The sequence below is a fragment of the Modicisalibacter sp. 'Wilcox' genome (assembly GCF_010993675.1).
In the GTDB taxonomy this organism is placed as follows: Bacteria; Pseudomonadota; Gammaproteobacteria; order Pseudomonadales; family Halomonadaceae; genus Modicisalibacter; species Modicisalibacter tunisiensis.
Window position 1 is genome coordinate 97,301 of the sequence record NZ_WNXF01000004.1, and the last position, 26,040, is coordinate 123,340.

Sequence of the window (26,040 nt, forward strand, 5' to 3'; positions counted from 1 at the left end):
GCTTTCTCTCCCGTTACACTCCCGGGCGTCGGTCAGCGCACGCCGGCCGACGCCGCCCGCCGATAGCGATAATGTAGATGTTCATCCTTGCGCGGCCCCTCGATGGTCCAGCGCAGATCGAATCCCAGTGGCCCCAATACAAGCCTTGCCCGATAGCGATCATCGCCACAGAGATGGTCATGGCACGATGCCCAGGTGTTGGCGGTGTCTTCCGGCGCCAGGTCGAACAGTCGTACGGCGGCTTCTGCGCCGCGGCGCTCGTGCGCCAGGCTGACCCGGTCGGCCAGAAACCTCCAGCGAAACACGTTGCGAAAGCTCACCGCCGGCGCGTCGGGGGCGACGGCCGGGTGAAACCGGCCGCTTTCGGTGAAGACCACACTGCCATCCTCATCGGTGGTGACCGCTACGCGGCCTTCGCCGTTTCCCGCCCAGCCGGTTTGCGAGCGCGCACCGGGCAGTGAACTAAAATAAACTTCCGACGTTGACAGGAGGTGGCGGCGCAGCGCTACCATTGCCGGCTCGACAGCTTCTCTCTCGGATGATTGCGTCATGTCCTACCTGATCGGTGTCACGGCCCTGTGGGCGTTTTCCTTCTCGCTGATCGGCGTCTATCTCGCCGGCCAGGTCGACAGCTACCTCGCCGTGCTGATACGCATCGGCCTGGCCAGCCTGCTGTTCCTGCCCTTCCTGCGGCCGCACGCGGTGCCCCATCGGGTCAAGCTGCTGCTGATGGCCGTCGGGGCAGTGCAGCTGGGGCTGATGTACATCTTCTTCTACCAGTCCTTCCTGCTGCTGAGCGTGCCCGAGGTGCTGCTGTTCACCATCTTCACCCCGGTGTACGTCGCCCTGCTGGACGATGCCATGGCCCGGCGCTTTTCCCCATTCTACCTGCTCACGGCGGCGATTGCGGTGGCGGGCGCGGCGGTGATCCGCTATCAGGGCGTCAGCGAGTCCTTCTGGCTGGGCTTTCTGGTCGTGCAGGGGGCCAACCTGTGCTTCGCCGTCGGCCAGGTCGCCTACCGGCATCTGGCCGTTCGCCTGCTCGCCGAGGTCCCCCAGCGCAGCGTGTTCGGCTGGTTCTATCTCGGGGCGCTGCTTCTGGTGGCCCTGGCCTATGGCCTGCTGGGCACGGCGACGCTCCCCGACACGGGCGTCCAGTGGGGCGTGCTGCTGTGGCTGGGGCTGGTCGCGTCGGGGCTCGGCTATTTCCTGTGGAACAAGGGTGCCACGCGGGTCGATGCCGGGGCGCTGGCGATCATGAACAACGCGCTGATTCCCGCCGGTCTGGTGGTCAACCTGCTGATCTGGAATCGTGATGCCGATCTCGTGCGGCTGGCCTCCGGCGGTGCCATCATCCTCGCCTCGCTGCTGGTCAACGAATGGTGGACGCGACGCCGTCTGCCCGGTGTCGCGTGACGCCTTGATCCCGGTCAGTTCCGGCGCGCGCAACCGCGCCGGAGGCTGACTCGCGTCAAGACGCCTTCGGCCCCATGCGCCATGCTCCTGAACGGATGACAGCCTGTCATTGCCACGTTCAGGAGCGTTTCCATGAAAGCACTCGTCTATCAGGGCCCCGGCAGGAAAGCCTGGCAGGACAAGCCCCGTCCGACCCTCGACAAGCCCACCGATGCGGTGGTGCGGATCCTCTATACCACCATCTGCGGGACCGACCTGCACATCCTCAAGGGCGATGTTCCCGAGGTGCCGGCCGGCCTGACGCTGGGCCACGAGGGCGTGGGGGTCGTCGAGGAGGTGGGCGATGCCGTGAGCAACGTCAAGCCCGGCGATCGCGTGCTGATCTCGTGCATCACCGCCTGCGGCCGCTGCCCGGCCTGCAAGCGTCAGCTGTATTCCCACTGCGAGGACGGCGGCTGGATTCTCGGCCACCTGATCGATGGCACCCAGGCCGAGTTCGTGCGCATTCCGCATGCCGACAACAGCCTGTATCCGGTGCCGCCTGATGCCGACGAGGAAGCGCTGGTGATGCTCAGCGACATTCTGCCCACCGGCTTCGAGATCGGCGTGCTCAACGGCCGCGTCAAGCCCGGGGACACGGTGGCGATCGTGGGTGCCGGGCCGATCGGCATGGCGACCCTGCTGACCGCGCAGTTCTACTCGCCGGCACGGATCATCGTGACCGACATGGACCCGGCACGCCTCGAGATGGCCACCCGGCTGGGTGCCACGGACGTCGTCGATGCCCGGCAGGGCCCGGCGGTCGATGCCATCCTGGCGCTGACCGACGGCAAGGGCGTGGATGTGGCGATCGAGGCGGTGGGCGTGCCGGCGAGCTTCGATGTCTGCCAGTCGATCGTCGCCGCGGGCGGGCATATCGCCAACATCGGCGTGCACGGCAGGAGCGTGGAGCTGCACATCGAGAAGCTGTGGATCCAGAACGTGACGCTGACCACCGGGCTGGTCAACACCAACACCACTCCGATGCTGCTGCAGACCCTGCAGGGCGGCAAGCTGCAGCCCGCCGAGCTGATTTCCCACCGCTTCGATCTGAATGACATCGAGACGGCCTACCAGGTCTTCGGCAATGCCGCCGAGGAAAAGGCCATGAAGGTCCTGCTGATCGCGGACTGAAGCGCCGAGAAAGGGCTCAGCGCGGCATCAGCGGGATCAGGTGCGGCCAGCCGTCGGGCACCACGAAGACCCGACGGCGTGCACCGTCGGCCTCGCGCAGGGTCAGCTGGCAGGGTGTCCGGCGTGCGCGAAAGCGTGCCAGCAGGGCGCCCGTCAGGGCGCCCAGAGGCATCAGCCGGTCGTCGGGCGGCGGGGCCAGCCAGTGTGGCTTGTCGAGAAAGGCGCCGCGCACGGGGGCGGCGAGCCCGCCGGAGTGGCGGGCCCAGGCACTCAGCGGCAGCCACTCGCCGATCAGGGCGTCGGCGGTGGTGCCGTGCGGCAGGGGCAGGGCGTTGCCGTCATGCGTGACGACCGGGCGAAACAGCACGCCCAGCAGGGCCAGGCGCCGCTCCACGTCAGCGTCGCCGTACGCCGCCAGTCGCTCCCGCGCCTCGGGGCGGTGGCTCATCGTCAGCTGATGGGTCAGGGCGCGTCGGCTCTTGATGGCCAGCGAGTCGGCGCAGCCCGGGCCGATCCAGCGCGCCGGCGCGGTGCTGCCGCCCGGGCCCGTTTCCAGTCCCAGGTAATACTTGATCGCCAGTTCCAGGTGCACGACGGCGGCGTCGCCGCGACGGCGATACAGCAGGTCGAGCTCGCCGAGCGTCACGCCCCGGGCGTCGCGGATCGCCAGGTTGGTGGCCAGCAGCCGGGTGCCGGGCGCCCGGGCGATCAGGAAATGCCAGAGCGCCTCGTGATAGAGGCCCAGCCGCCCGCCCAGGCGGTGGGCGACCGCCTGCTCGAGCTCGCCGGGCTGCTGCTCCAGAGCCCGCAGCCAGGCCTGACGCCGCTCGGGATCATCGAGTGCCAGCTCGCCGAGCCGTGGGCGACCGGGGTAGGGTGTGTCGAGCAGGTCGGGCGCCTGCAGCAGCCAGGCCAGGTCGCGGACCACCGGATGGCGCAGCCGCGCGTCGATCTCGAGTTCCCGCGGATGAGGCATCGGCGTCTCTCCTGGGTGTGGGACGGTGTGCGTGGCGGCGGGCACCCGCCGGCGGGCCCAAGGCTACATTGCGGATCGCTGAAACATGACTCGGGCTGAGCCGACGGCAGGCTTGCGAGGAGGCGCTGTAGACCCTTCCCTGGGCGCTACCGATGCCATCTGACCGCCATGGATGGCGGGAATGCCGAAATTGAAGGGAACTCTTTTCGGCCCTGGCATCGGACCTCCTCTCCAGCCTGCCTCCGGCGTCCTCGTCAACGCCAACGGTGATTGCCCCGGGGCGCGCCGGCGGCGTTTGCCCGGACCCCGCCCTGCCCGCATAATGACCCGCTCGACGTGGCTGGGGAACATGCATGCAACCCTTCAAGAACATCGGTCTCATCGGCCGCCTGGGCAGTGCCAAGGTGGTCGAGACGCTGCGGCGCCTGATCCGTTTCCTGAGTGCCCGGGGGCATCATGTCATCATCGAGGATCGTACCGCCACCGTGCTGCTGGATCACGGCCAGCAGGAGTCGAGCCGGCGTCTGCTGGGCGATATCTGCGACCTGGTGATCGTGGTCGGCGGCGACGGCAGCCTGCTGGGGGCCGGGCGCGCCATGTGCCTGAGCGGCACCCCGGTGCTCGGCGTCAATCGCGGTCGGCTGGGCTTTCTGACCGATATCTCGCCCGACGATGTCGAGGACAAGGTCGGTGCGGTGCTGGACGGACATTACGACAGCGAGCAACGCTTCCTGCTGGACGCCGAGGTGTTCCGCAACGGCTCGCTGGTCGGTACCGCCGACGGGCTCAACGATGTCGTCGTGCATCCCGGCAAGGCGGCGCGCATGATCGAGTTCGAGCTGTTCGTCGACGGCCAGTTCGTCTATAGCCAGCGTTCCGACGGGCTGATCATCGCCACGCCCACCGGCTCCACCGCCTATGCGCTGTCCGGCGGGGGGCCGATCGTCCACCCCGGGCTCGAGGCCATCACCCTGGTGCCGATGTTTCCCCACACCCTGTCGAGCCGGCCGATCGTGGTCGATGCCGCCAGCGAGATCACCCTGCATATCGGCGAGACCAACGAGGCCTATCCGCACGTCAGCTGCGACGGCCAGACCCAGGTGGTGTCCAAGCCCGGCGACATCCTCTATGTGCGCCGCAAGCCCCAGCGGCTCACGCTGATCCATCCGCGGGGACATAATTACTACGAGATCTGTCGCAGCAAGCTCGGCTGGAGCAGCCGGCTGGGGGAATGAGATGAGCATGAGCGGCGGTATCGAAGGCTATGACCTGATCGGTGATGTGCACGGCTGTGGCGCCACGCTGGGCGCCCTGCTCGAGAAGCTGGGCTATCACCGCCAGGATGGCGTCTATCGCCATCCGCGGCGCAAGGCGGTGTTTCTGGGCGACCTGATCGACCGGGGGCCGCGCATTCGTCTGGCCGTGTCGATCGCCCGCAACATGGTGGAAGCCGGCGAGGCCCATATCGTGATGGGCAACCATGAGTTCAATGCCCTGGCCTACAACCGACGCTGTCCGGACGGCACCGGCTGCCAGTGGCTGCGGGAACACACGCCGCGCCATAATCGGATCATCCGCGAGACGCTCGAGCAGTACCGCGATCATCCCGACGAGTGGGAAGACGTGCTGGCGTGGTTCATGGAGATTCCGCTGCTGCTCGAGCTCGACGGCATGCGCGTGGTGCATGCCTGCTGGGACGCGCCGCTGATCGAGCGCTTCCTGGCGGCGTACCCGAGCGCCCGAATCGACGAGGCGTTTCTGGATGCCTCGGCCGACCCCGACAGCTTCGCCTTCCGGGTGCTCGAGCGGCTGACCCGCGGCACGCACCTGCGCCTGCCCGAGGGCATCGAGATCCAGTCCGGCGACGGCTTTACGCGGCGCACCTTCCGCGCCCACTTCTGGGCCCGCCATCCGCGTACCTACGGCGATGTGGTCTTCCAGCCAGACAACCTGCCGGGGGATCTCGAATCGCGCCCGCTGTCGGCGAGCGAGCGCCAGCGCCTGACCTACTACGGGCCGGAGCAGCCGCCGCTGTTCCTGGGGCACTACTGGTGCGAGGGCGTGCCGGCGCTGCCGGCGCCCAACATCGCCTGCCTGGACTACAGCGCGGTCAAGTACGGCCGGCTGGTGGCCTACCGCTGGGACGGCGAGGCCCGGCTGGACGCCGACAAGTTCGTCTGGCTGCGGGTGCCGCGGGACGAGCGTTCGCGGCCGCGACCCTGGGAAATCGACCTGGATTGAAGGTTTTACAATTAATTACACAATTTTTTGCGTCGTCATGAAACTTCTCGCCGCAGCGCCCGTCAGAGTCAGTGTTCCCTTGAATGATCCCTTGCTCATTGTCCGGCGGCCCCCTCCGCCGGACTTTTCTTTTTGTCGCCCTGTCGCTGCGGTTGTCCTGCTTTCCATCGTCTGAGGGTTCGTCATGCACAAGGTGCTGATCATTCCGCACGATATCGATACCCGCACCCTGCGCCAGGCGCTGTGGGCGCGACGCATCGGTCATCGCATCAGCCACGAGGAAGAAGGGCAGGTCCTGTGGCTGGCCGACCCCCGCCAGCACGAAGCGCTGATGCGCCTGGTCGAGCGCTGGCAGCGCGGAGATACTCTCGCCGTCGCCCCCGACGAGCCGCGTGCCGGCACGAACTGGCGCCAGGGTGTGCTGGCGGAGGCCCCGGCGGCGGCGGGGCTGGTCGTGCTGTGTGTGGCGGTTTTCGGCCTGATGGCACTGTTCGGCGACCGGCTCCTGGCGGCGTTGACGATCGTGCCCGTGACCCTGGTCGGCAACGGCGTGCAGGTCGGTGCCCTGGGCGAGACGCTGGCATCCGGCCAGCTGTGGCGATTGCTGACACCGGCCCTGATGCATTTCGGCTGGATGCACCTGATCTTCAACATGCTGTGGCTGTGGTACTTCGGTCGTCAGATCGAGAGTCTGCACGGCTCGCGGCGTTTCGTCTGGGTGGTGCTGGCCAGCGCGCTGGGCTCGAACCTGGCGCAGTACGCCACCGGCACGGTGCTGTTCGGCGGCATGTCGGGCGTCGATTACGCGCTGCTGGGCTATGTCTGGCTGATGGCGCGGCGGCGGCCGCACAGCGGCTTTTTCGTGCCGACCATGCTGGTGGTGTTCATGATCGGCTGGATGGTCTTCACCATGACCGATTTCGCCGCCCCGGTAGGCTTCGGCAACGTCGCCAACGAAGCCCACCTGGGCGGGCTGCTGATCGGGCTGGGTATCGGCCTGTGGGCCAGCCGAACGCCGGCCCGGACGGCCTGAGCAGACGTTCGCCGGCGCGGCGTGAGACAATGGAGTTCGGATTTACCGGAGTTGACGACGATGAGTGACATGACCTTCGCGCGCATGATCGAGCAGATGACGCCCGAGATCTATCGGAGCCTCAAGCAGGCCGTGGCGCTGCGCAAATGGCCCGACGGGCGCCTTCTCACCCCCGAGCAGACCGAATTGTGCCTGGAGGCCGTCATGCGCTACGAGATCGAGCACAACGTGCCCGAGAACGAGCGGGTCGGCTATCTCGAGGGCTCCTGCTCCAGCCAGTCCAGCGCCGGCGGCGAGGACAGCATCAAGTGGATGAACTGATCACCCGCCAGGGCTGCCTGCGCAAGATGGCGATCGAGCCCGGCGACGACGGCTCACCGGCGCGCTACACCCTGCGCGCCGGTGAGCTGCGTCTGGACCTCAATGCGCGGCTGGGGCAGTGGCTCACCCTGACCCATACCGGTGCCATCGCCTGCACCCACTGCGGGCGTGCCACCCGCAAGAGTTTCGGTCAGGGCTACTGCTACCCCTGCTTCAAGCGGCTGGCGCAGTGCGACACCTGCATCGTCAAGCCCGAGACCTGCCACTATTTCGCCGGCACCTGCCGCGAGCCCGAATGGGGCGAGCGCCACTGTTTCCGGCCGCATGTGGTCTACCTGGCCAACTCCTCGGGGCTCAAGGTCGGCATTACCCGCCGGACCCAAGTGCCCACCCGCTGGCTGGATCAGGGAGCGATCCAGGCGCTGCCGATCCTCGAAGTCGATACGCGTCAGCAGTCGGGCTTCGTCGAGACGCTGTTCAAGCGCGAGGTGGCGGACCGCACCAACTGGCGGGCGATGCTCAAGGGCGACGTGGCGCCGCTCGATCTGGTCGCCGAGCGCGACCGACTGCTCGAGGGGCTGGCCGAGGGTCTGGACGAACTGCGCGGACGCTTCGGCGCGGACGCCATCCGCACCCTCGACGAGGCCCCGGTGGCGCTCGACTATCCGGTACTCGAATCGCCCACCAAGGTGGTCTCGCTCAACTTCGACAAGACGCCGACCGTCGGCGGCATCCTGATGGGGTTGAAGGGCCAGTACCTGATGTTCGACACCGGGGTGATCAACCTGCGCAAGTTCACCGGCTATGAAGTCGTGGTGGACTGATGTCGTCCCGACGGCGGCCCATTACCCCGGCCGCCGTCGGTTGGCCTCCATGCGCTCGAGGAACACTGCCATCACGGTGTCGTAGAGGCGCGGGCCGAGCACCACGTCCTCGACGCCGGCGTCGAGGTTGGGGTTGTCGTTGACCTCGATCACCACCACCCGTTCGCCGACCTGCTTGAGATCCACCCCGTAAAGGCCGTCGCCGATCAGCCGGGTGGCCTTGAGCGCGGCGCGAATCACCGGCCTGGGCACGTCCTCGGGAACGTGGGTGGTGAAGCCGCCACTGCGCGTCTTGCCGCGGGAATGGTCGTAGATCTGCCAGTGGCCGCGGGCCATGTAGTAGCGACTGGCGAACAGCACCTTGCCGTCGAGCACGCCGATCCGCCAGTCGAAGTCGGTGGGCAGCCATTCCTGGAGCAGCAGCAGGGCGGAGGAGGCGAACAGCCGCTCGGCCTCCTGAACGAGCTGCTCGCTGGAGGCGATCTTGACCACCCCGCGCGAGAAGGCCCCGTCGGGAACCTTGAGGACCATCGGGAACTGCAGGCCGGCGGCCTTCTCCGCCAGCCGCGGCAGATCGTCACGATACAGCAGCAGCCCGTCGGGGGCGGGCACGCCCCTGGCGCGCAGCAATTCGTGCAGATAGACCTTGTTGGTGCAGCGCAGGATCGAGCGCGGGTCGTCGATCACCACCAGCCCCTCGTGCTCGGCACGCCGCGCCATGCGGTAGGTGTGATGATCGAGGCTTGTCGTCTCGCGGATGAACAGGGCATCGAACTCGGCAAGCCGGCCCTCGTCGCGCTTGGTGATCAGCGACACGTCGATGCCCAGCCGGCGCCCGGCGCGGATGAACTGCTTGAGCGCGCTCTTGTTGCTGGGCGGCAGCGCTTCCCCGGGGTCGACGAGGATCGCCAGGTCATAACGGTAGCGCCGCCGCGCCTTGGGCGTGCGCCAGACCTTGCGCGAGTGGCGGTTCAGGGCCTGGGCGAACAGGTCCTGCTCCGCGCCGCGCAGGGCGGTGAGCGCCAGCGGCTTGAGCCGGGTCAGCCGCCACAGCCCCTGGCGGCGCTGGAAGCGTGCCTCGAGCAGCGGGCAGGGCAGGCGCTCGAAGAGTCGGCGGGCCAGCCGGCCGAGGCCTTCCTCGAGACACTCGCCGAACATCACCCGCAGCGTGAAGGCCTCGCCGGGCAGGGCGCCGCGTCGGGCGAGCTCGTCCATCAGCGGCGCCAGCGATTCCAGCTGCAGGTCGACCAGCGCCTTGCGCGACAGCTGGTTGAGCGTCTCGACCGTGGGCAGCACCCGCTGGCCGCGGGCCTGGGCGAGCAGCGAGACATAGTAGCCGGTCTCGAGGTAGTCCAGACCGCTGCACAGGTTGATGACGTGGGTGGCGCCGTCCTGCTCGCCGTTGGCATCCCGGGCCAGGTAGTCGGCGGCAGTGATCAGGTCCTCGGTGGGGTAGTAGGGGCGCCAGTCGGAAAGGCGGTCGACGACGATGCGCAAGGGAGCCATGGGTGCGTTTCCTGCGTGCAAGGGGGAGCCGGACGAGGCAAAATTGCCGCTAGCATGCACTTGACCGGCACTCGCTACAAGCCGGAATGTCGGTGAAATAATTTCATGCAACCAGGCAATGACAGGGCGCTTTTCGGCGTCCGACAATGCCGCCGCTGCCCGTTTCGGAATGACCCATGAATTCGCTGCACCCACCGCTGCTTCGCGATGCCTGTCCCGAGGATCTCGACGCCCTGTGCCGGCTCGAGCAGGCCTGCTTCGAGGGCGATCGCTTCTCGCGTCGTCAACTGTCCCATCTGCTCAAGCGCGCCAATGCCGTGACCCGGGTCGTCGCCGATGACCGCGGCGAGCTGCAGGGCTACGGGACCCTGCTGTTCCGGCGCAACAGTCGCACCGCGCGCCTCTATTCCTTCTGCGTGCATCCCGCGCTGCGCGGCGGCGGCGTGGGCCGGCGGCTGCTCGCTGCGCTGGAGGCGGTCGCCGGCGAGCGTGGCATGCAGCGCCTGAGCCTGGAAGTCCGGGCCGACAACCGCGTCGCCATGGGATTGTATCGGCGCATGGGTTACCTGCCGCGCCGCTGGCTGGACGACTACTATGTCGATGGCTGCGCCGCCTGGCAGATGGACAAGCCGCTGGCCGTGGCGACGCTGGCCGAGCGCGGGGCGGACACCGCTGAAAGTCCGAGCCGCATCGGCTAGGATGGCCCGGCGCCGATCCGCCCTTTCACCTTCCGGAGTCCTGTCATGCCCTCTTTCGATATCGTGTCCGAACTCGACAAGCACGAAGTCACCAACGCCGTCGACCAGGCCAATCGCGAGCTCACCACCCGCTTCGACTTCCGCGGTGTCGACGCGAGCTTCACCGAGGAAAGCGACGCCGTGCTCATGGAGGCGGAGGCCGAGTTCCAGCTGCGCCAGATGCTCGACCTCCTGAAGGGCCGTCTGATCGCCCGGGGCATCGATGTCGGCTGTCTCGAGGAGGAGGACGCCGAGACCGGCGGCGTGCGGGTGCGCCAGCGCATCGTCCTGCGTCAGGGCATCGATCAGCCGCTGGCCAAGAAGATCGTCAAGACGCTCAAGGATGCCAAGCTCAAGGTGCAGGCGCAGATCCAGGGCGACAAGGTGCGGGTCACCGGCAAGAAGCGCGACGACCTGCAACAGGCCATCGCGCTGCTCAAGGGCGATGAGTCCATCGAGCTGCCGCTGCAGTTCAACAACTTTCGCGACTGAGGCGCTGGCGCCGTGATGAATCTTGCCTAGTCTGGTGATAGCCGGTTTTCATTTCCCCGCCGAGCGGGAATCGGGTCTCATGGGCGGGCGATCGTCGGGTCCGGTTGTGTCCAGGCGTGCCCCGCTCGGGCCCGGCGATCGTGTCCCGTGCGCCGGCGGGCCTGCCGGGTGCGACGATGCGCTCCATCCGTCGGCAAGCGAAATCCGGTAGGCTAGGAGCGTCGCGTTCGGGAGAAAGCCCCATGCCCAACCTCAAGCACGCCATCTACGCAAGCCTGGCTGCCGTCAGCTTTGCGCTCGGGGTGGTGGGCCTGTTCCTGCCCGTCATGCCAACCACCGGCTTCATGCTGCTGGCGGTGTGGCTGGCCTCGCGAGGGTCGCCACGTTTCGCGAACTGGATTCGCCGCCACCCGCGCTTCGGGCCGCCGATCCTCGCCTGGGAAGACGAGCGGGCCATCCCGCGCCACGCCAAGTGGATGGCGGCGACCATGCTGGTCGTCTCGTCGCTGGTGATCGGCTTCACCGTGGGGGCGCTGGTGCTCAGGCTGTTGCTGATCGTCGGCCTGTTCGCGCTGGGCCTGTGGATCATCACCCGTCCCGAGCCGCGGGGGGCCTGCCCGTTCGCCGCGGCCGCCGATGCGGCGGCCCAGCGGCGGCTGGACGAGGCGTCCTGCGCCCCGCGCCGGACAGGGCGTTGACCGACGGATCCGCTGCGCCGACTTTGAGACTCCTGGCCTGCTCGCCGTACAATGCCGGTAACCTTGTACAGGAGTACTCGTCCCATGTCCGATACGCGCATTTCCGAAGAAGCGGAGATCAAGCCCGTCGACGCCGCCCCGCAGCCGGTCTACCTGAAGGACTATCAGCCACCGGCCTTTCGCGTCACGCATGTCGAGCTCAAGTTCGACCTGGTGCCCGCGGCGACGCGGGTCACCGCGGTGCTGCATCTCGAACGTCACCCGGACGGCGCGCCGGGACAACCGCTGGTGCTCGACGGCGAGCGGCTCAGCCTCAAGCGCATCGCCATCGACGGCCAGGAGCTCGGTGAATCCGAGTACCGTGTCGACGACGCCTCGCTGACCATCCCCGAGGCCCCCGATCGCCTGCGCCTGGAGACCGAGGTCGAGATCGACCCGGCCAGCAACACCGCGCTGGAGGGGCTGTATCTGTCCAACGGCATGTTCTGCACCCAGTGCGAGGCGCAGGGCTTCCGGCGCATCACCTTCTACCCGGATCGCCCGGACGTGATGGCGACCTTCTCGACCACGGTGATCGGCGACAGCGCCTCGCTGCCGGTGCTGCTCTCCAACGGCAACCCGGTCGAGCGCGGCGAACTGCCCAATGGCCGGCACTTCGTCACCTGGGAGGACCCGCACCCCAAGCCCAGCTACCTGTTCGCGCTGGTGGCCGGCAAGCTCGAGAAGGTCGAGGACCGCTTCACCACGATGAGCGGCCGCGAGGTCACGCTGCAGCTGTGGGTCGAGCCGGCCAACCTGGAGAAGACCGACCACGCCATGCGCTCGCTCAAGGCGGCCATGGAATGGGACGAGACGACCTACGGCCGCGAGTACGACCTCGACCTGTTCATGATCGTCGCCGTCGACGACTTCAACATGGGCGCGATGGAGAACAAGGGCCTCAACATCTTCAACTCGGCGGCGGTGTTGACGCATCCGCAGACCGCCACCGATGCCGCCTTCCAGCGTGTCGAGGGGGTGGTCGCCCACGAATACTTCCACAACTGGTCGGGCAACCGCGTGACCTGCCGCGATTGGTTCCAGCTCTCGCTCAAGGAGGGCTTCACGGTCTTCCGCGACCAGAGCTTCTCCGCCGACATGAACTCGGCGCCGGTCAAGCGCATCGAGGACGTCTCCTTCCTGCGTACCGCGCAGTTCGCCGAGGATGCCGGCCCGACCGCGCACCCGGTCCAGCCCGACCACTACATCGAGATCTCCAACTTCTACACCCTGACCATCTACGAGAAGGGTGCGGAGATCGTGCGCATGCTGCGCAACCTGCTGGGCTGGGAGACCTTCCGCAAGGGCTCGAATCTGTATTTCGAGCGCTTCGACGGCCAGGCGGTGACCATCGAGGACTTCGCCGGCTGCATGGCCGAGGTGTCGGGGCTCGATCTCGATCAGTTCATGCGCTGGTATTCCCAGGCCGGCACGCCGGAGATCGACGCCCACGGCGAGTACGACTACGCCAGGGCCGAATACCACCTGACGCTGCGCCAGCGCACGCCCGCCACGCCGGGCCAGCCCGACAAGCTGCCGCTGCACATCCCCGTGCGCGTGGGGCTGGTGGGGACCAAGTCCGGCGAGGACCTGACCCTGACCCTCGACGGCGAGGCGCTCGGCAAGGAGGGCGTGCTGCATCTGCGCGAGGAGGAGCAGACCTTCGTCTTCACCGACGTTGCCGAGGCCCCGGTGCCGTCGCTGCTGCGCGGTTTCTCGGCGCCGGTCAAGCTGCGCTTCCCCTACGGCCGCGAGGACCTGGCCTTCCTGCTCACGCACGATTCCGACGGTTTCAACCGCTGGGATGCCGGGCAGCGGCTGGCCATGCTGGCCCTGGACGATCTGATCGCCGCGCACCGCAACGGTGTCGAGAAGGTCATGGATGCGCGGGTGGTCGAGGCGTTCCGCGGGCTGCTCAACGAGCCGGCCGACGACAAGGCGGTGCTCGCCGAGATGCTCACGCTGCCCTCCGAGGCCTACATCGCCGAGCAGCAGCCGGTGGTCGACGTGGACGCCATCCACGCCGCGCGCGAGTTCGTCCGCCAGTCGCTGGCCACGGTGCTGCGTGACGACTTCATGGCGCTGTACCGGGCCAATCGTTCCGAGGCGCCCTACGCGCCCTCCGCCGAGCAGATCGCCAGTCGTCGCCTGAAGAACGTCGCCCTGGCCTACCTGATGAGCATCGAGGACGAGGAGGCCATCGAGCTGGCCCGCCAGCAGTTCGAGGCCGACCACAACATGACCGACGTGCGCGCCGCGTTGACGCTGCTGGTCCACAGTTCGCGCAGCGCGGTCGCCGATCCGCTGCTGCGGGCCTTCGGCGAGAAGTGGGCGCACGATCCGCTGGTGATGGACCAGTGGTTCAGCCTCCAGGTCACGCGGCCGCAGGCGGACGCCCTCGATCGGGTCAAGTACCTGATGGAGCATCCGGCCTTCTCGCTGAAGAACCCCAACCGGGTGCGCGCGCTGATCGGCGCCTTCGCCGGCCAGAACCGGGTCAACTTCCACCGCCTCGACGGCGAAGGCTACCGGCTGCTCGCCGACGTGGTGATCGCGCTCAACACGCTCAACCCGGAGATCGCCGCGCGGATCATTACCCCGTTGACCCGCTGGCAGCGCTACGACGAGACGCGTCAGTCGCTGATGAAGGCCGAGCTCGAGCGCATTCGCGCCGAGGAGCTCTCGCCCAACGTCTACGAAGTGGTGGAGAAGGCGCTGGCCGAGTGAGGCCCTCGCGGCCTGGGTGAATGCAAGCGGGGCGCCCCAGGGGGCGCCCCGCTTGTCGTTTGCCGGCGGGTGTGCTTCTTCAGGGGGCGATCTGGCTGCTGGCGTCGCTGAAGCCCATCAGCGAGATCGCCAGGTCCAGGCGCTGGCCGCGCGGGTCGATCAGGCTCAGCGTGGCCTGGCTGCCCTGGCGCAGCTGCTGCATCAGCGCCGGCTTGAGGGGGATATCCGCGCGGCAGCCGTCCGGCACGCAGACCTGATAGGGGAACTTGATCGGCTTGCCGCCGTCCACGGTCAGTTGCAGCCCCGGGGCCAGGCGCACGCCTAGCGGCAGCAGGAAGACCATGGCCGGCCCGTCGGCCTGCGGCGGATAGGCGACCACCACGCGCAGGACCGGCTGGTTGCCGTCCGGGTTGTTGATCAGCTGGGTCATGGAACAGCGGCCCTGGCCGGCATCCGTCGGGCAGCGCACCTGCCAGTCCTGGACGGTGCGGGTCTGGATGTTGTCGGCATTGCCGTTCGTGGGCTGCTGGGCGAGGGCGGTTGCGGTCATGGCCATCAGCAGCATGCCGGTGGCGATCAGGCGTTTGGCGCAATCCTGCATGGCGGGCTCTCCGTTGCGTGTGGGTGAGGGAAAGAACGGTCAGTTCAACACGAGGGCAGGGCACCTGGCGAGTCGTCCGGCAGGATATGCTCTCAGACGATCAGCCAGCTCAGTATCGCCAGCCCGAGCAGCGTCCAGATCAGGGCGCCGATCACGGCGCCGCGCAGGAAGCCTCGCAGCCCCTTGTAGAGCGTCAGCAGGCCGATGACGAGCATCAGCATGGCGAACAGCGAGTCGCTGATGCCCAGCGAGGCGGTCAGGCCGTCGACGAAATCGCCGGCCGCCGAGAAGGCACCGCCGAACAGATGGTTCAGAAAGGCGACCAGCTCGCGCAGGGCATCGCCCAGTCGCTCGCCCAGCCAGGTGAAAAAGCCGTTGTCTTGCATGAGGGGAGATTTCCGGAGATGTCTGGTAGTGGCGGCGAGGGCCCCGATAGCTGGCATGGCTGCCTGATGCAGCGGCCATGGTAATCCCTGCGGGGCCGTCCCGCGAGCCGCTGAACGGAGATTGTGATGGGGGATTTCACGGAGTCGGCGCCTCTGTAGGAGTTTCGTATCCTTGCCCAAGATTGGCGTGGCTCGGCCGATATCAGGGGTGCTAGCGTCACCATTCACCCCTTCACACAGCGAGGTATGCGCATGGATTCCATCAATGCGATGAGCGGCATGGCCTCGGCATTGCAGCAGTACAATGCCGGCCAGCAGACCCAGATGAGCCTGCTCAAGGAGTCGCTGGACACGCAGTCCGCCCACGTCTCCCAGCTCATGGAGTCGGTGGCTCCGCAGCAGGACAACCAGCTGGCCACCTCCGGCAGCGTCGGTACGCAGATCAATACCTACGCCTGAACCGGTGACCGAAACGCCAGACGCCGCGGTGATCCCGCGGCGTCTGGCGTTTGTGTCGGCGCCGATGCGCGACCCTCAACTCACTCGCCCCTGGCCGGCGAGCCCCCGCCCACCGGCAAGCCGGCGATGGCCGGCAACCGGGATGAAGGGGATACTGTCTCCGCTGTGGGCGAGGCGCTGCCGTGGTCGACGGTTCCGCCATCGATCTGCCCCGTTGGAATCCCTGTCCAAGGAGAGACAAGCATGAAGACCATCGGTCTGCTGGGCGGAATGAGCTGGGAGTCCACCCAGAGCTACTACCGCCTGCTCAACGAAGGCGTCAAGACGCGCTTGAGCGGCTTCCATTCCGCCCGGCTGTGTCTGGTCAGCGTCGACTTCGCCGACATCGAGACCCTGCAGCGTGCCGGCGACTGGGAGGCGGCCGGCCGCTATCTGGCCGCATCGGCGCGCCAGGTTCAGGCGGGCGGCGCCGACTGTCTGGTGCTGGCCACCAATACCATGCATCGTGTCGCCGAGGCGATCGAAGCGGCCATCGACATCCCGCTGCTGCACATTGCCGACGCCACGGGGGCGGCGCTGCGCGAGGCCGGTGTCCGGCGCGTCGGCCTGCTGGGCACCCGCTTCACCATGGAGCAGGCTTTCTATCGCGAACGCCTCGAGCAGCGTCATGACATCGAGGTGATGGTTCCCGACGCGGATCAACGCCAGATGGTTCACGATGTGATCTTCCAGGAACTGGTGCAGGGAACCATCGACGAGACGTCACGTCAGCGCTATCTCGCGATCATCGATGAACTGGCCTCGCGCGGCGCCGAGGGCGTGATCCTGGGCTGCACCGAGATTGCCATGCTGGTACATCAGTCGCACACGGCCCTGCCGCTGTTCGACACGACCGAGTTGCATGCTCGGGCTGCGCTGGCCTTTGCCCTGGACGGTTGAATTCAGGGCCGTTTCATGCCTCGGTGCGGCGGCGTCAGCGGGGCCGGTAGAACACGAAGTCGCCGGAGGTCAGGGTGCGCTTGAAGCGGCTGGCCCAGCGCGGCGAGATGCCCCGGTGATGGAAGTAGAGTGCCCCGTGCGTGATGTCCCTGGCCTGGCCGTTGAGGGTCCGGCGGGCCACTTCCTTGGCATTCCCATAGGCGTCGCTCTCGCCGGCGTCGTCGGCGCGGCCGTCGCACCACCAGGAAAACTGGCAACGGCCCTGTTCGGAGCCCTGGAGCACCACGCCGCAGACGGTGTCGGGGAAGCGGGCATCGGCGAGCCGGTTCATCACCACGCTGGCCACGGCACCCATCTGCCGGGACGACGTGCCGCGCGCTTCCCAGTAGAGGGTGCGGGCCAGACAGGTCAGCGGGTCGTCCAGCGGGGCGGCGCCACGCGGGTCGACGGCCTGGGCGCCGCCCGGAGTGATGCGCGCGGTGTCGGGCGACGGAGCCGCGCCGGGCTCGGCGGCGATCTGCTCGAGAATCCTCGCCTTGTGCTCGGCCCTGCTGGCCAGCGAGGTCTCCGCCCGGGAGAGCGGCACGGTGGCCAGGGCGGCCAGCCCGAGCAGGGCGGCACCCCCCACGACGGCGAGACGCTTGGCGTGATGCCTGTTCATGTCGAATCCTCGCAATGGGCACCACCCATCGGGTGGTCAACACGTGCGACTGTCGCCCTCTGCCGAACAAGCCGGGGCGGGGAATGGGCCGAGTGTAGCGCGACCGCGGCGCTGATGGTTAGCGGGAATCGCGGCGAACATGCTCCGGCAGTCCCAGCGCCAGGGGAACCGTGACGACGCCGCCTGCAAGCGCCACCCACAGGGGCGCCGTCGCGCCCCATTCGGCAGCGATCGGCCCCAGGGCCATGACACCCAGTGCCGCCAGCCCGTTGGACAGCCCGAGCGCCATGCCCGAGCCCAGGGAACGATTCTCCGGCAGGATGTCCTGGGCGATCAGGATGCTCAGCGGCAGCGTCGAGAACAGGCAGATGCCGAGCACGCCCAGGGCGATCCACAGCCAGAGGCCCTCGGCCATGAGGAAGGCGGCCAGCATCACTACCGAGATGCTCATCGCCGCGATCAGCAAGGGGCGGCGTCCCAGGCGGTCCGAGAGATGCCCGCCGCCGACATTGCCGATCACGCCGATGACCAGCATCACGGTGATGAAGCTGGCTCCGGTGGTCAGCGAGCCGCCGGCCTGGGTCCACATCAGCGGCACGAAGGTCACCACCGAGAAGATCATCAGCGAGCGCAGGGTCGAGAAGGCCACCAGACGGGTCAGCGGGCCGGCGTGGCATCGCCACTGGACCGGGGCCGCATCGCCGGCGCGGGGCGGCAGGCTGGGCGCCCACTGCAGCAGAAACGGCAGAGTCAGCAGCGCGGGCAGGGCGAGCACCCACAGGTATTCCAGCCCCCACTGGACGACGACCCAGCTGGCGATGGCCGGCCACACGCCGCGTCCCACCTCGCCGCCGACCAGGAAGATCGACATTGCCGTGCCGGGCTTGTCGCCGCCCAGCCGGCGCACGCCCGCCAGGGCCTGCGGGTGGAAGAAGGAGTTGGAGACGCCGATCAGCACGAGCACACCCAGCAGCGCCCAGACATCGGAGGTGAAGCCGACCAGCGCGCCGCCCAGCGACGAACCGGCGAGCCCCAGGGCGACCATCACCCGGCCGCCCACCCGATCGGCGAGCAGCCCCACCAGCGGCTGCAGGGCCTGGCCCATCAACAGGGCCGCCATGATGGTGCCGGCCAGTGCCACCGACAGGTTGAGAGATACCAGGATCGCCGGCAGCACGCCCGGCAGGTAGTTGGCGGCGCCGTCGTTGAGAAAGTGCGCCCAGCTCATGCCGGTCAGACGGCCGGGTTGGGTGCGGGGTGTGGCGGCGGTGGTAGCCTCCATGGAACCTCCGTTCAGTGATCAGAACACAAGGGAGGACTCAGGCTGAGTCGCTCCGCCAGGAGCTATTGTAAGCCGACTAAAGGGTGGGGTGCCCGGTTGTATCGAGGCGCTTCTCCATGACCAGCCCTCCCGGGGTTTCCGCTGTCACCCGAAAGCCCAGGCGGCGATAGAGCCGGAGCGCCGGGTTGTGTTTCATCACATTCAGGCGCAATGGCTTGTGCCCGTGTTCACCGGCCAGCGCCTCCGCATGGCGGATCAGCCAGGTGCCGACACCCTGCCCACGAAAGTCGGTGCTCACCTGCAGTTCGCGCACATGGAGGTGGTCGTCGGCATGAAGGAGCGACAGGAAGGCCACCAGGGCCGCTGACGACACCAGGCAGGCATTGTCCGCTTCCTGAAAGCGTCGGCGGAACTGCTCGCTGTTCCAGCTCAGCCCCTGGTCAGTCAGGTAGGGGCGCATGTTGTCGTGGACCAACTGCTCCACGTCCGCCAGATCGGCGGGGGTCGCCGGTCTCAGGGTCAGCCGAGTCCGGCCGAGATGCAGCGAGGCATGACCGTGGGCGGTGCCGATCCCGGTCAGCCATTGCCGGGAACCATGGAGCATGGGCGGTACGCGATGTCAGAGCATGGGGGCGTCGAAGTCGGTCGGCTCGTCGGTATAGACGCAGACGTTGGCGTCCTCGATGTCGCCGTCCTCGGCTTCCAGATGGGTAGCGAAGAAGTGGCGGATCTCCGCGCGCTGGCAGTGGGCTTCGAACGCCGCACGGTCGGCCCAGACTTCGTGGAAGACGATCGGATAGCTCGTGCCCCGGGCGAAGGGATTGTCGACGTGGCGGGTCACGGTATAGCGCAGGCAGCCGTCCTCGCGGTGGGCGTTGGGCTCCAGTGCCTGCAGGGCACGAAAGACGGCATCCTCCCGGCCGGGCCTGGGCTTGAAGCTGGCGATGCAATAGACCTTCGAGGACATGGCGCTCTCCCTGTGCGGATACCCGGCGAATCGGGTGTCGATGGATGAGTCGCCGACGATAGCATCTTCCGCCGGCGAGGGGCATGGCGCGGTGGCCTCAGTCCGGCGCCGGCAGCACCGTGTCGTCGATCACCCGGCGCAGCACGAAGCTGGAGTGCGCACCGCTGACGCCCTCGATGCGGGTGATGCAGTTGAGCAGCAGGTTCTGGTAGTCGTCCATGTCGCGCACCACCACCTTGAGCTGGTAGTCGGCCTCCTGTCCGGTGATCAGCAGACATTCCTGCACCTGGGGCAGGGCGGCGACCTGGGCCTCGAAGTTGGCGAAGCGCTCCGGCGTGTGCCGGTCCATGGAGATGTGCAACAGTGCCGTCAGGCTATAGCCCAGCCGACGGCTGTCGACCCGGGCCCGGTAGCCGACGATCAGTCCGCTTTCCTCGAGGGCGCGGACGCGGCGCAGGCAGGGCGAGGGCGAAAGCCCGATGCGGTCGGCGAGTTCCTGATTGCTGATGCGCCCTTCGCGCTGAAGGATCTCGAGGATGTGTCGATCGTAGCGATCCAGGGCCAATGGTGCGGGCTGTTTCGTCATGTCGGGAATTTTCTGCCGAAATTTCTTTTCGAATTGGCATTTTATGCCGATTTCATTGCGAAGCGGCAACGCATTCGCAATCCATTGCCTCGCGTCTGGGCATATGCTGTTCCTGTCGCCACAAGCGATGTCCGGCTCACCGTCCGGAAGTTTCGAAAACGGGCCGCACGCCTCACAAGGGCCGGCCCCGTTCCCCTGAATCGTCGACCCGACCGCGGGAACCCGAGCAGCGCCGCCCATGCCGCTTTCTCCCACGCTTTCACGATCGACAGGATACCCCCATGGCTTCGTTCGACCATCGCAAGTACACGCCGGCCACGCCGGTGCCGCTCGCCCAGCGCCAGTGGCCGTCACGCACCCTGACCCGTGCCCCGATCTGGGCCAGCGTCGACCTGCGCGACGGCAACCAGGCGCTGCTGGAGCCGATGAGCGTCGAACAGAAGAAACGCCTGTGGGCGCTGCTGGTCAAGGTCGGCCTCAAGGAGATCGAGGTTGGCTTTCCCGCCGCCAGCCAGCCGGACTACGATTTCGTGCGCTGGCTGATCGAAGCGGACCAGATTCCCGATGATGTCACCATTCAGGTCCTGGTGCAGGCCCGCGAGCCGCTGATCGCCCGTACCTACGAGGCGCTGGAGGGCGTGAAGCAGGCGATCGTGCACGTCTACAACTCCACTTCGACGGTGCAGCGTGAGCGTGTCTTCGAACAGGACCGTGACGGCGTGACCGCGATCGCCGTGCAGGGCGCACGCTGGGTGCAGGAATACGCCGCGCGCTATCCGCAGACCGAGTGGCGCTTCCAGTACTCGCCGGAAAGTTTCACCAGTACCGAACTCGATTACGCGGTGGAAATCTGCGAGGCGGTGATGGACGTGTGGCAGCCGACGCCCGAGCGTCCCTGCATCCTCAACCTGCCGGCGACCGTCGAGGTGGGGCCGGTCAATCACTTCGCCGACATGATCGAGTACTTCGTCACCCACCTGAAGAATCGGGACGGTGCGATCATCTCGCTGCATACTCACAACGATCGCGGCGGGGCCGCCGCGGCGGCCGAGCTGGGCCTGCTGGCCGGCGCCGACCGGGTCGAGGGCACCCTGCTCGGCAACGGCGAGCGCACCGGCAACATGGACATCGTCACCCTGGGCATGAACCTCTACAGCCAGGGCATCGATCCCCGGCTCGACCTGTCCAACCCCGACGAGATCATCCAGGTCTGCACCGAATGCACCGGCCTGCCGCTGCACCCGCGCCACCCCTGGGTCGGCGAGCTGGTCTACACGGCGTTTTCCGGCAGCCACCAGGACGCGATCCGCAAGTGCCTGCGCAAGCAGGACGACGACGAGCCCTGGCAGGTCGCCTACCTGCCCGTCGACCCGCGGGACCTGGGCCGCGACTATCAGGCGGTGATCCGGGTCAACAGCCAGTCGGGCAAGGGTGGCATGGCCTTCCTGCTCGAGCGCGACTTCGGCATCAGCCTGCCGCGCTGGATGACGCTGGAGCTGGCGCCCCACGTCCAGCGGGCCAGCGAGCAGGTCACCGGCGAACTCTCCAGCGAGCAGATCCGCGACATCCTGATGGGCACCTTCGTCGCGGCACAACCGCTGAGCCTGCAGGGCTACCGGCTGGATCGCGACGGCGCCGAACGGCTCCAGGTGACGCTCGGCGACGGCTCGCGCCGGCTGCAGCTGGAGGGCGAGGGCAATGGCGTCATCTCGGCCTTCATGGATGCCTGGCAGCGCCACAGCGGGCAGACGGTCAGCGTGGTCGATTACGGCGAGCACGCCCTCGGCGAGGGCAGCGATGCCAGCGCGATCGCCTTCGTCCAGCTGAATGTCGACGGGCAGCGGGTCTGCGGTCTGGCCGAGGACGGCGACACCGTCAGCGCCTCGCTCAAGGCGGTGCTCTCGGCACTCAACCGGGCCGGGGTGACGGTCGCCGACGGCGCCCCCCACGAGACGGCGACCGCCTGACGCTCTCGCCAGCAGTGACGGCCGCCACATCCGGCGGCCGTCGTCGTATTCGGCTGTCGCTGCGGCCAGCCGTCGCTGCGGTCAGCCGTCGCTGCGAATCTGCGCGTGGCTGATCAGCGCGAAGATGAAGGTGCCGCCCACCACGTTGCCGGCCAGCACCGGCAGGATGAAGGTGAACAGATACTCGCCGAGCGAGGCCTTGCCCGCGAATACCAGGTACATCACCTCGGTGGAGCCGGCGATGATGTGGGTGAAACCGCCGATCGCCACCAGGTAGGTGACGATCAGGATGACCCAGATCTTGGCGGCGCCGGCGGCGGGAATCAGCCAGACCATGGTGGCGATCATCCAGCCGGCGACCACTCCCTTGGCGAACATCTCGTCGAGCCCGTTTTCCAGCACGTGCTGCCCGAGACCCAGGAAGATCCGGTGCGTCTCGCCGTCGAACAGCGGCATGGCGGCGATGGCATAGGCCGAGATCGCGGTGCCCAGCAGGTTGCCGACCAGCACCACGCTCCACAGCCGCAGCAGGCACAGCAGCTTGGTCAGCCCCGGCTGGCTCATCAGCGGCAGCACGGCGGTGACGGTGTTTTCGGTGAACAGTTGCTGGCGGGCGAGGATCACTACCAGAAAACCCACCGTGTAGCCCAGCGAGGCCACAAGATAGGCGATGTCGCTGTCCGGCAGGTGGGCGGCGAGCAGCCCCTTGGCCAGCATGGAAAAGCTCATCGACAGGCCGGCGGCCAGCGCCGACCAGAACAGTGCCGAGGCGGTGCGGGTCAGCTCCTTCTCGCCATCGGCGCGAATGGTTTCGTGAACGGCGGCGGCCTGCGAGGGCAGGTGCCGGTCGTCGAGTTCCCGATCGTCGCCGGGTGGTGTCGTGGATCCTGATGGGGTCACGCGAGCCTCCTTGTCGCGATGAGCGTAACGTCCTGACTCTGGGCGATTGTCCGGCCGGCTGCAAGCCGGTGGTGTGGCCGTTTCGGCTACGCTGGAAGACACTGACGGATCGCAACAGAAGGAAACGGCGATGCAGGACGGTGTGCTGGCCATTCTCGTCAACCTGGGCTCGGCCTGGCTGGCCGGCAGCCTGATCGGGCTGGAGCGCAGCTTTCACGGTCGCCCGGCGGGCTTTCGCACGCATGCCCTGGTCTGCGTGGCCTCGGCGCTGCTGATGCTGGTGACCACTCACCAGTGGCAGTGGCTGGATGCCAGCCTGCCCGAGGCGACCGTGAGGACCGATCCGACCCGCATGGCGCAGGGCATCATGACCGGTATCGGCTTTCTCGGCGCCGGCGTGATCTTCAAGGAGGGCCTCAACGTGCACGGCCTGACCACGGCGGCCTCGATCTGGATGACCTCGGCGCTGGGCATCCTGTTCGGCGTGGGCTTCATGATGCCGGCGGTGCTGGTCACCCTGAGCACGCTGCTGACCCTGTCGCTGTTCCGCTGGATCGAGCAGCGCCTGCCCGCGGAGTATTACGCCGATCATGTCCAGAGCTATCCGATCAGCCGCGTGCCCGACGAGACGGCGGTCCGTCGGCAGATCGGCGAGTTCGGCTGCACCATCCAGACCATGAGCTACCGTCTGAGCGAGCATGGCACGCTGTTTCACTACCACATGGTGTTGCAGACCCACGACAAGCGCAATCTCGAGCGTCTGGCGGCCTATCTGCGCCATTCCGCGGACAACGTGCTCGAATTCCATCTCTCCCCCGCGGGGCAGTGAGCCCTTGAACGGCCCGGTGCGGACGCTACAGTGGTCGCCTGCCGACACCTGGAGCCTGCATGTCCCGAGACGTTCCCGCTGCCTCCGGCGCCGGGCGGCTGGCGCTGCTGATCGCCGCCGTCATGCTGACGCCGCTGGCGATCGACATCTACCTGCCCTCGCTGCCGGTCATGGCCCGCGACTTGGACCAGCCCTCCTCGGCGCTGCAGGTCACCATCACGCTGCTGCTGTTCAGCGTGGGGCTGGGTCAGATCCTGGTCGGTCCCCTGACCGATCGCTTCGGACGCCGTCCGGCGCTGCTGCTGGGGTCGCTGCTCTACGGGCTGGGCGCCCTGCTGGCCATGAGCGCGACCACGCTGCTGCCGCTCTACCTCTCCCGGGTGCTGCAGGGGCTGGGGGCCTGCGCCGCCACGACGGTGGCCTTCGCCGCGGTGCGCGACCTGTACACGCCGGCCGAGGGCGCCCGGCTCTACAGCTATCTGAACGGCTCGCTGTGCCTGATCCCGGCCCTGGCGCCGGTGGTCGGCGGGGTGCTGGCCGTGCAGCTCGGCTGGCGCAGCAACTTTGCCTTCATGGCGCTGTTCGCGCTTGTGCTGCTGGCGACGGCGTTCGCGACCTTCGGGGAAACCCGCCCACGGGACGCCGAGCTCCCGCGCCCCCTGTACCGGCTCGCGCGCTATCGTCGCGTGCTCGGGGATCGCCGCTTCCTGCGCTATGCCGGCACGGCCGGGGTGTGCATGGCGGCGATCCTGATCTATGTCTCGGCGGCGCCGGTGCTGCTGGTCGAGCGCCTGGGGCTGAGCGAGCTGGCCTTCGCCGCCTGCTTCGGCGGCAATGCGCTGGTCAACATTGTCACCTTCTTCCGGGCGCCACGGGTCATCCATCGCCTGGGGCGCCGGCGCACCGTGCGGCTCGGCCTGGGGCTGGTGCTGCTGGCCGGCGGGCTGCAGGGGCTGGCCGCATGGGCCCTGCCGTTGTCGGTGGCGGCGTTCATGGGGCCGGTGGCCGTGCTGTCGGTGGGCTTTTCGCTGACCCTGGGGGCGGCCTCCAGCCTGGCGCTGGAACCGTTCCGTGGCCTGGCGGGCACGGCGGCGGCGCTGCTGGGGGCCCTGCAGCTGGGGGGCGGCGCGGTGCTGGCCAGCCTGATGCTGGCGACGCCGCTGTCCCTTCAGATGGCGCTGGCCGCCATGGCGACGCTGCCGGTGGCCCTGTTGCTGGTGACCGACAGGGCTTCCCGCCCGGCGTGAGCGGCCTGGCACTTGCGAGGGGCGCGCGGAGGGGCGATGGTATAGCGGTCAATGGAATGCACAAGGAACACCACGCATGGTTCAGCCCGAGGCGCCGCAGGCCCGCTTGATCTTGAACGGCAAGTCGGCGCAGATTCCCGATGTCCGCGACGCCGTCCAGGCCATGCGCGACCAGGGCCATTCCCTGGACGTGCGTGTCACCTGGGAGGCCGGTGATGCACTGCGCCTGGTGCACGAGGCGGCCGAGGCCGGGGTGTCGAGGCTCGTCGCCGGTGGCGGCGACGGCACCGTCAACGAGGTGGTGGCGGGGCTGATGGCTCTGGAGGCCCCGCGGCGGCCGATGCTGGGCATCCTGCCGCTGGGCAGCGCCAACGACTTCGCCAATGGTCTCGGTCTGCCGCTCGAGCCGGAGCCGGCCTTGTCGCTGGCCCTGACCTCGCGCTGTCACGGGGTCGACGTGGCCCGCCTGGGCGAGGACTGCTTCATCAACATGGCCACCGGCGGGTTCGGGGCGGAGGTCACCACCTCGACCCCGCTGGCGCTCAAGCGCCTGCTCGGCGGCGGCGCCTATTCGCTGATGGGCATGCTCAAGGCCTGGCACTATCAACCCTATCAAGGGCGTCTCGAGTGGGCGGACGAGTCCCTGGAGACGCCACTGTTCCTGCTGGCGACCGGCAATGGTCGGCAGGCCGGGGGCGGCCAGTGCCTGGCCCCCGGCGCCAAGCTCGACGACGGGCTGCTGGACGTGCTGGTGGTTCGGCATTTCGCCTCGCTGAGCGAGATGCGTCAGCTGCTGCATGAAATCGAGCAGCTGCCTCGCGACGGCGAGTTCGTGCGCACGATCCGCACGCCCGACCTGACCTTCACCAGCCGCGACGCCTTCCCGCTCAACCTGGATGGCGAGCCGCGCCATCTGCGCCGCTTCGAGGTGACGCTCGAATCCCGGGCGGTGAAGCTGGCGATGCCCGACAGCAGCGATCTGCTCGCCGGGGCCGGCTGACGTCGCGACAGGCATTCCCGCAACGGAGAGAAT

At 67.8% G+C, this 26,040-nt stretch carries 28 protein-coding genes; 17 read left to right on the top strand and 11 right to left on the bottom strand.

Annotated elements, in window-relative coordinates; translation table 11 throughout:
- Window positions 1-32: 32 nt before the first annotated feature.
- A complete protein-coding gene (locus G7A98_RS05140; RefSeq protein WP_163648415.1) occupies window positions 33-551 on the bottom strand; it encodes a DUF6314 family protein in 519 nt (172 codons plus the stop codon).
- Here G7A98_RS05140 and G7A98_RS05145 point away from each other — a divergent pair.
- Window positions 550-1,416, top strand: coding sequence for a carboxylate/amino acid/amine transporter (locus G7A98_RS05145; protein ID WP_163648416.1), 867 nt, complete (start codon window positions 550-552; stop codon window positions 1,414-1,416). The genes G7A98_RS05140 and G7A98_RS05145 overlap by 2 nt on opposite strands.
- Before the next feature lie 132 nt (window positions 1,417-1,548).
- Window positions 1,549-2,589, top strand: a complete 1,041-nt coding sequence (locus G7A98_RS05150) for a zinc-dependent alcohol dehydrogenase family protein (protein ID WP_163648417.1) — start codon at window positions 1,549-1,551, stop codon at window positions 2,587-2,589.
- A gap of 16 nt (window positions 2,590-2,605) precedes the next feature.
- Here the strand turns inward: G7A98_RS05150 and G7A98_RS05155 are convergent, their stop codons facing one another.
- Entirely contained in the window at window positions 2,606-3,565 is a 960-nt protein-coding gene (locus G7A98_RS05155) for a DUF1853 family protein (protein ID WP_163648418.1), read from the bottom strand.
- A gap of 353 nt (window positions 3,566-3,918) precedes the next feature.
- On the opposite strand from G7A98_RS05155, the gene G7A98_RS05160 reads away from it, so the two are divergent.
- The 5 genes from G7A98_RS05160 (at window position 3,919) to G7A98_RS05180 (ending at window position 7,984) form a co-directional block, all read left to right on the top strand.
- Window positions 3,919-4,800: an NAD(+) kinase gene (locus G7A98_RS05160; protein WP_163648419.1), complete on the top strand. Its 882-nt coding sequence runs from the start codon at window positions 3,919-3,921 to the stop codon at window positions 4,798-4,800.
- A gap of 1 nt (window position 4,801) precedes the next feature.
- A complete protein-coding gene (locus G7A98_RS05165; RefSeq protein ID WP_205596221.1) occupies window positions 4,802-5,806 on the top strand; it encodes a metallophosphoesterase in 1,005 nt (334 codons plus the stop codon).
- 184 nt (window positions 5,807-5,990) lie between these two features.
- Complete coding sequence (locus G7A98_RS05170) at window positions 5,991-6,839, top strand: rhomboid family intramembrane serine protease (protein WP_163648420.1); 849 nt, start codon at window positions 5,991-5,993, stop codon at window positions 6,837-6,839.
- A 60-nt stretch (window positions 6,840-6,899) separates the two neighbouring features.
- Entirely contained in the window at window positions 6,900-7,160 is a 261-nt protein-coding gene (locus tag G7A98_RS05175) for a DUF1315 family protein (protein WP_163648421.1), read from the top strand.
- A 26-nt stretch (window positions 7,161-7,186) separates the two neighbouring features.
- Entirely contained in the window at window positions 7,187-7,984 is a 798-nt protein-coding gene (locus G7A98_RS05180) for a DUF2797 domain-containing protein (RefSeq protein WP_163648566.1), read from the top strand.
- 21 nt (window positions 7,985-8,005) lie between these two features.
- Here G7A98_RS05180 and G7A98_RS05185 read toward each other — a convergent pair whose 3' ends face one another.
- Window positions 8,006-9,490, bottom strand: a complete 1,485-nt coding sequence (locus G7A98_RS05185) for a RimK family protein (protein WP_163648422.1) — start codon at window positions 9,488-9,490, stop codon at window positions 8,006-8,008.
- Between the two features lie 176 nt (window positions 9,491-9,666).
- On the opposite strand from G7A98_RS05185, the gene G7A98_RS05190 reads away from it, so the two are divergent.
- From G7A98_RS05190 to pepN, 4 genes are all read left to right on the top strand, one after another.
- Window positions 9,667-10,188 (top strand): GNAT family N-acetyltransferase, encoded by a 522-nt coding sequence (locus tag G7A98_RS05190; protein WP_163648423.1) that lies wholly within the window; start codon window positions 9,667-9,669, stop codon window positions 10,186-10,188.
- A gap of 45 nt (window positions 10,189-10,233) precedes the next feature.
- Window positions 10,234-10,719, top strand: a complete 486-nt coding sequence (locus G7A98_RS05195) for a YajQ family cyclic di-GMP-binding protein (protein WP_163648424.1) — start codon at window positions 10,234-10,236, stop codon at window positions 10,717-10,719.
- Window positions 10,720-10,961: 242 nt separating this feature from the next.
- Window positions 10,962-11,417, top strand: coding sequence for a YbaN family protein (locus G7A98_RS05200; protein ID WP_163648425.1), 456 nt, complete (start codon window positions 10,962-10,964; stop codon window positions 11,415-11,417).
- Window positions 11,418-11,501: 84 nt separating this feature from the next.
- Entirely contained in the window at window positions 11,502-14,183 is a 2,682-nt protein-coding gene (gene pepN, locus G7A98_RS05205; RefSeq protein WP_163648426.1) for an aminopeptidase N, read from the top strand.
- Between the two features lie 79 nt (window positions 14,184-14,262).
- On the opposite strand, the gene G7A98_RS05210 is transcribed toward pepN, so the two are convergent.
- Window positions 14,263-14,784: an invasion associated locus B family protein gene (locus G7A98_RS05210; RefSeq protein WP_163648427.1), complete on the bottom strand. Its 522-nt coding sequence runs from the start codon at window positions 14,782-14,784 to the stop codon at window positions 14,263-14,265.
- Between the two features lie 92 nt (window positions 14,785-14,876).
- Window positions 14,877-15,170 (bottom strand): hypothetical protein, encoded by a 294-nt coding sequence (locus tag G7A98_RS05215; protein ID WP_163648428.1) that lies wholly within the window; start codon window positions 15,168-15,170, stop codon window positions 14,877-14,879.
- A 252-nt stretch (window positions 15,171-15,422) separates the two neighbouring features.
- On the opposite strand from G7A98_RS05215, the gene G7A98_RS05220 reads away from it, so the two are divergent.
- Window positions 15,423-15,629, top strand: coding sequence for a putative motility protein (locus G7A98_RS05220; protein WP_163648429.1), 207 nt, complete (start codon window positions 15,423-15,425; stop codon window positions 15,627-15,629).
- Window positions 15,630-15,872: 243 nt separating this feature from the next.
- Window positions 15,873-16,568 carry an aspartate/glutamate racemase family protein gene (locus G7A98_RS05225; protein ID WP_163648430.1) on the top strand — a complete coding sequence of 232 codons (696 nt, stop codon included), beginning with the start codon at window positions 15,873-15,875 and terminating at the stop codon, window positions 16,566-16,568.
- Between the two features lie 34 nt (window positions 16,569-16,602).
- On the opposite strand, the gene G7A98_RS05230 is transcribed toward G7A98_RS05225, so the two are convergent.
- The 5 genes from G7A98_RS05230 to G7A98_RS05250 form a co-directional block, all read right to left on the bottom strand.
- Complete coding sequence (locus G7A98_RS05230) at window positions 16,603-17,229, bottom strand: cell wall hydrolase (RefSeq protein ID WP_163648431.1); 627 nt, start codon at window positions 17,227-17,229, stop codon at window positions 16,603-16,605.
- A 118-nt stretch (window positions 17,230-17,347) separates the two neighbouring features.
- Window positions 17,348-18,511 carry an MFS transporter gene (locus G7A98_RS05235; protein ID WP_163648432.1) on the bottom strand — a complete coding sequence of 388 codons (1,164 nt, stop codon included), beginning with the start codon at window positions 18,509-18,511 and terminating at the stop codon, window positions 17,348-17,350.
- A 76-nt stretch (window positions 18,512-18,587) separates the two neighbouring features.
- Window positions 18,588-19,115, bottom strand: coding sequence for an N-acetyltransferase (locus G7A98_RS05240; protein ID WP_163648433.1), 528 nt, complete (start codon window positions 19,113-19,115; stop codon window positions 18,588-18,590).
- A 15-nt stretch (window positions 19,116-19,130) separates the two neighbouring features.
- Window positions 19,131-19,478, bottom strand: a complete 348-nt coding sequence (locus G7A98_RS05245; RefSeq protein WP_163648434.1) for a putative quinol monooxygenase — start codon at window positions 19,476-19,478, stop codon at window positions 19,131-19,133.
- A gap of 97 nt (window positions 19,479-19,575) precedes the next feature.
- A complete protein-coding gene (locus G7A98_RS05250) occupies window positions 19,576-20,064 on the bottom strand; it encodes an Lrp/AsnC family transcriptional regulator (protein ID WP_163648435.1) in 489 nt (162 codons plus the stop codon).
- A gap of 281 nt (window positions 20,065-20,345) precedes the next feature.
- Between G7A98_RS05250 and G7A98_RS05255 the strand changes: the two genes are divergently transcribed.
- A complete protein-coding gene (locus G7A98_RS05255; protein WP_163648436.1) occupies window positions 20,346-22,031 on the top strand; it encodes a 2-isopropylmalate synthase in 1,686 nt (561 codons plus the stop codon).
- A gap of 81 nt (window positions 22,032-22,112) precedes the next feature.
- Here the strand turns inward: G7A98_RS05255 and G7A98_RS05260 are convergent, their stop codons facing one another.
- Window positions 22,113-22,931 carry a formate/nitrite transporter family protein gene (locus tag G7A98_RS05260; protein ID WP_224414414.1) on the bottom strand — a complete coding sequence of 273 codons (819 nt, stop codon included), beginning with the start codon at window positions 22,929-22,931 and terminating at the stop codon, window positions 22,113-22,115.
- Window positions 22,932-23,061: 130 nt separating this feature from the next.
- Between G7A98_RS05260 and G7A98_RS05265 the strand changes: the two genes are divergently transcribed.
- From G7A98_RS05265 to yegS, 3 genes are all read left to right on the top strand, one after another.
- Window positions 23,062-23,760 carry an MgtC/SapB family protein gene (locus G7A98_RS05265; protein ID WP_163648438.1) on the top strand — a complete coding sequence of 233 codons (699 nt, stop codon included), beginning with the start codon at window positions 23,062-23,064 and terminating at the stop codon, window positions 23,758-23,760.
- 59 nt (window positions 23,761-23,819) lie between these two features.
- On the top strand, window positions 23,820-25,007 hold the full coding sequence (locus G7A98_RS05270) for a Bcr/CflA family efflux MFS transporter (protein ID WP_163648439.1): 1,188 nt from the start codon (window positions 23,820-23,822) through the stop codon (window positions 25,005-25,007).
- Window positions 25,008-25,083: 76 nt separating this feature from the next.
- Window positions 25,084-26,007, top strand: coding sequence for a lipid kinase YegS (gene yegS / locus G7A98_RS05275; protein ID WP_163648440.1), 924 nt, complete (start codon window positions 25,084-25,086; stop codon window positions 26,005-26,007).
- The last annotated feature ends 33 nt before the right edge of the window (window positions 26,008-26,040 follow it).

Bases quoted from the DNA above. Each gene is read 5' to 3' on its own strand.
- G7A98_RS05240 (WP_163648433.1), bottom strand. From the start codon at position 19,115: ATGCTCCATGGTTCCCGGCAATGGCTGACCGGGATCGGCACCGCCCAC.
- G7A98_RS05170 (WP_163648420.1), top strand. From the start codon at position 5,991: ATGCACAAGGTGCTGATCATTCCGCACGATATCGATACCCGCACCCTG.
- yegS (WP_163648440.1), top strand. From the start codon at position 25,084: ATGGTTCAGCCCGAGGCGCCGCAGGCCCGCTTGATCTTGAACGGCAAG.
- G7A98_RS05270 (WP_163648439.1), top strand. From the start codon at position 23,820: ATGTCCCGAGACGTTCCCGCTGCCTCCGGCGCCGGGCGGCTGGCGCTG.
- G7A98_RS05200 (WP_163648425.1), top strand. From the start codon at position 10,962: ATGCCCAACCTCAAGCACGCCATCTACGCAAGCCTGGCTGCCGTCAGC.
- G7A98_RS05235 (WP_163648432.1), bottom strand. From the start codon at position 18,511: ATGGAGGCTACCACCGCCGCCACACCCCGCACCCAACCCGGCCGTCTG.
- G7A98_RS05155 (WP_163648418.1), bottom strand. From the start codon at position 3,565: ATGCCTCATCCGCGGGAACTCGAGATCGACGCGCGGCTGCGCCATCCG.
- G7A98_RS05220 (WP_163648429.1), top strand. From the start codon at position 15,423: ATGGATTCCATCAATGCGATGAGCGGCATGGCCTCGGCATTGCAGCAG.
- G7A98_RS05255 (WP_163648436.1), top strand. From the start codon at position 20,346: ATGGCTTCGTTCGACCATCGCAAGTACACGCCGGCCACGCCGGTGCCG.
- G7A98_RS05195 (WP_163648424.1), top strand. From the start codon at position 10,234: ATGCCCTCTTTCGATATCGTGTCCGAACTCGACAAGCACGAAGTCACC.
- G7A98_RS05190 (WP_163648423.1), top strand. From the start codon at position 9,667: ATGAATTCGCTGCACCCACCGCTGCTTCGCGATGCCTGTCCCGAGGAT.
- G7A98_RS05210 (WP_163648427.1), bottom strand. From the start codon at position 14,784: ATGCAGGATTGCGCCAAACGCCTGATCGCCACCGGCATGCTGCTGATG.
- G7A98_RS05250 (WP_163648435.1), bottom strand. From the start codon at position 20,064: ATGACGAAACAGCCCGCACCATTGGCCCTGGATCGCTACGATCGACAC.
- G7A98_RS05165 (WP_205596221.1), top strand. From the start codon at position 4,802: ATGAGCATGAGCGGCGGTATCGAAGGCTATGACCTGATCGGTGATGTG.
- G7A98_RS05175 (WP_163648421.1), top strand. From the start codon at position 6,900: ATGAGTGACATGACCTTCGCGCGCATGATCGAGCAGATGACGCCCGAG.
- G7A98_RS05150 (WP_163648417.1), top strand. From the start codon at position 1,549: ATGAAAGCACTCGTCTATCAGGGCCCCGGCAGGAAAGCCTGGCAGGAC.
- G7A98_RS05185 (WP_163648422.1), bottom strand. From the start codon at position 9,490: ATGGCTCCCTTGCGCATCGTCGTCGACCGCCTTTCCGACTGGCGCCCC.
- G7A98_RS05215 (WP_163648428.1), bottom strand. From the start codon at position 15,170: ATGCAAGACAACGGCTTTTTCACCTGGCTGGGCGAGCGACTGGGCGAT.
- G7A98_RS05180 (WP_163648566.1), top strand. From the start codon at position 7,187: ATGGCGATCGAGCCCGGCGACGACGGCTCACCGGCGCGCTACACCCTG.
- G7A98_RS05145 (WP_163648416.1), top strand. From the start codon at position 550: ATGTCCTACCTGATCGGTGTCACGGCCCTGTGGGCGTTTTCCTTCTCG.
- G7A98_RS05230 (WP_163648431.1), bottom strand. From the start codon at position 17,229: ATGAACAGGCATCACGCCAAGCGTCTCGCCGTCGTGGGGGGTGCCGCC.
- G7A98_RS05245 (WP_163648434.1), bottom strand. From the start codon at position 19,478: ATGTCCTCGAAGGTCTATTGCATCGCCAGCTTCAAGCCCAGGCCCGGC.
- pepN (WP_163648426.1), top strand. From the start codon at position 11,502: ATGTCCGATACGCGCATTTCCGAAGAAGCGGAGATCAAGCCCGTCGAC.
- G7A98_RS05225 (WP_163648430.1), top strand. From the start codon at position 15,873: ATGAAGACCATCGGTCTGCTGGGCGGAATGAGCTGGGAGTCCACCCAG.
- G7A98_RS05265 (WP_163648438.1), top strand. From the start codon at position 23,062: ATGCAGGACGGTGTGCTGGCCATTCTCGTCAACCTGGGCTCGGCCTGG.
- G7A98_RS05140 (WP_163648415.1), bottom strand. From the start codon at position 551: ATGACGCAATCATCCGAGAGAGAAGCTGTCGAGCCGGCAATGGTAGCG.
- G7A98_RS05160 (WP_163648419.1), top strand. From the start codon at position 3,919: ATGCAACCCTTCAAGAACATCGGTCTCATCGGCCGCCTGGGCAGTGCC.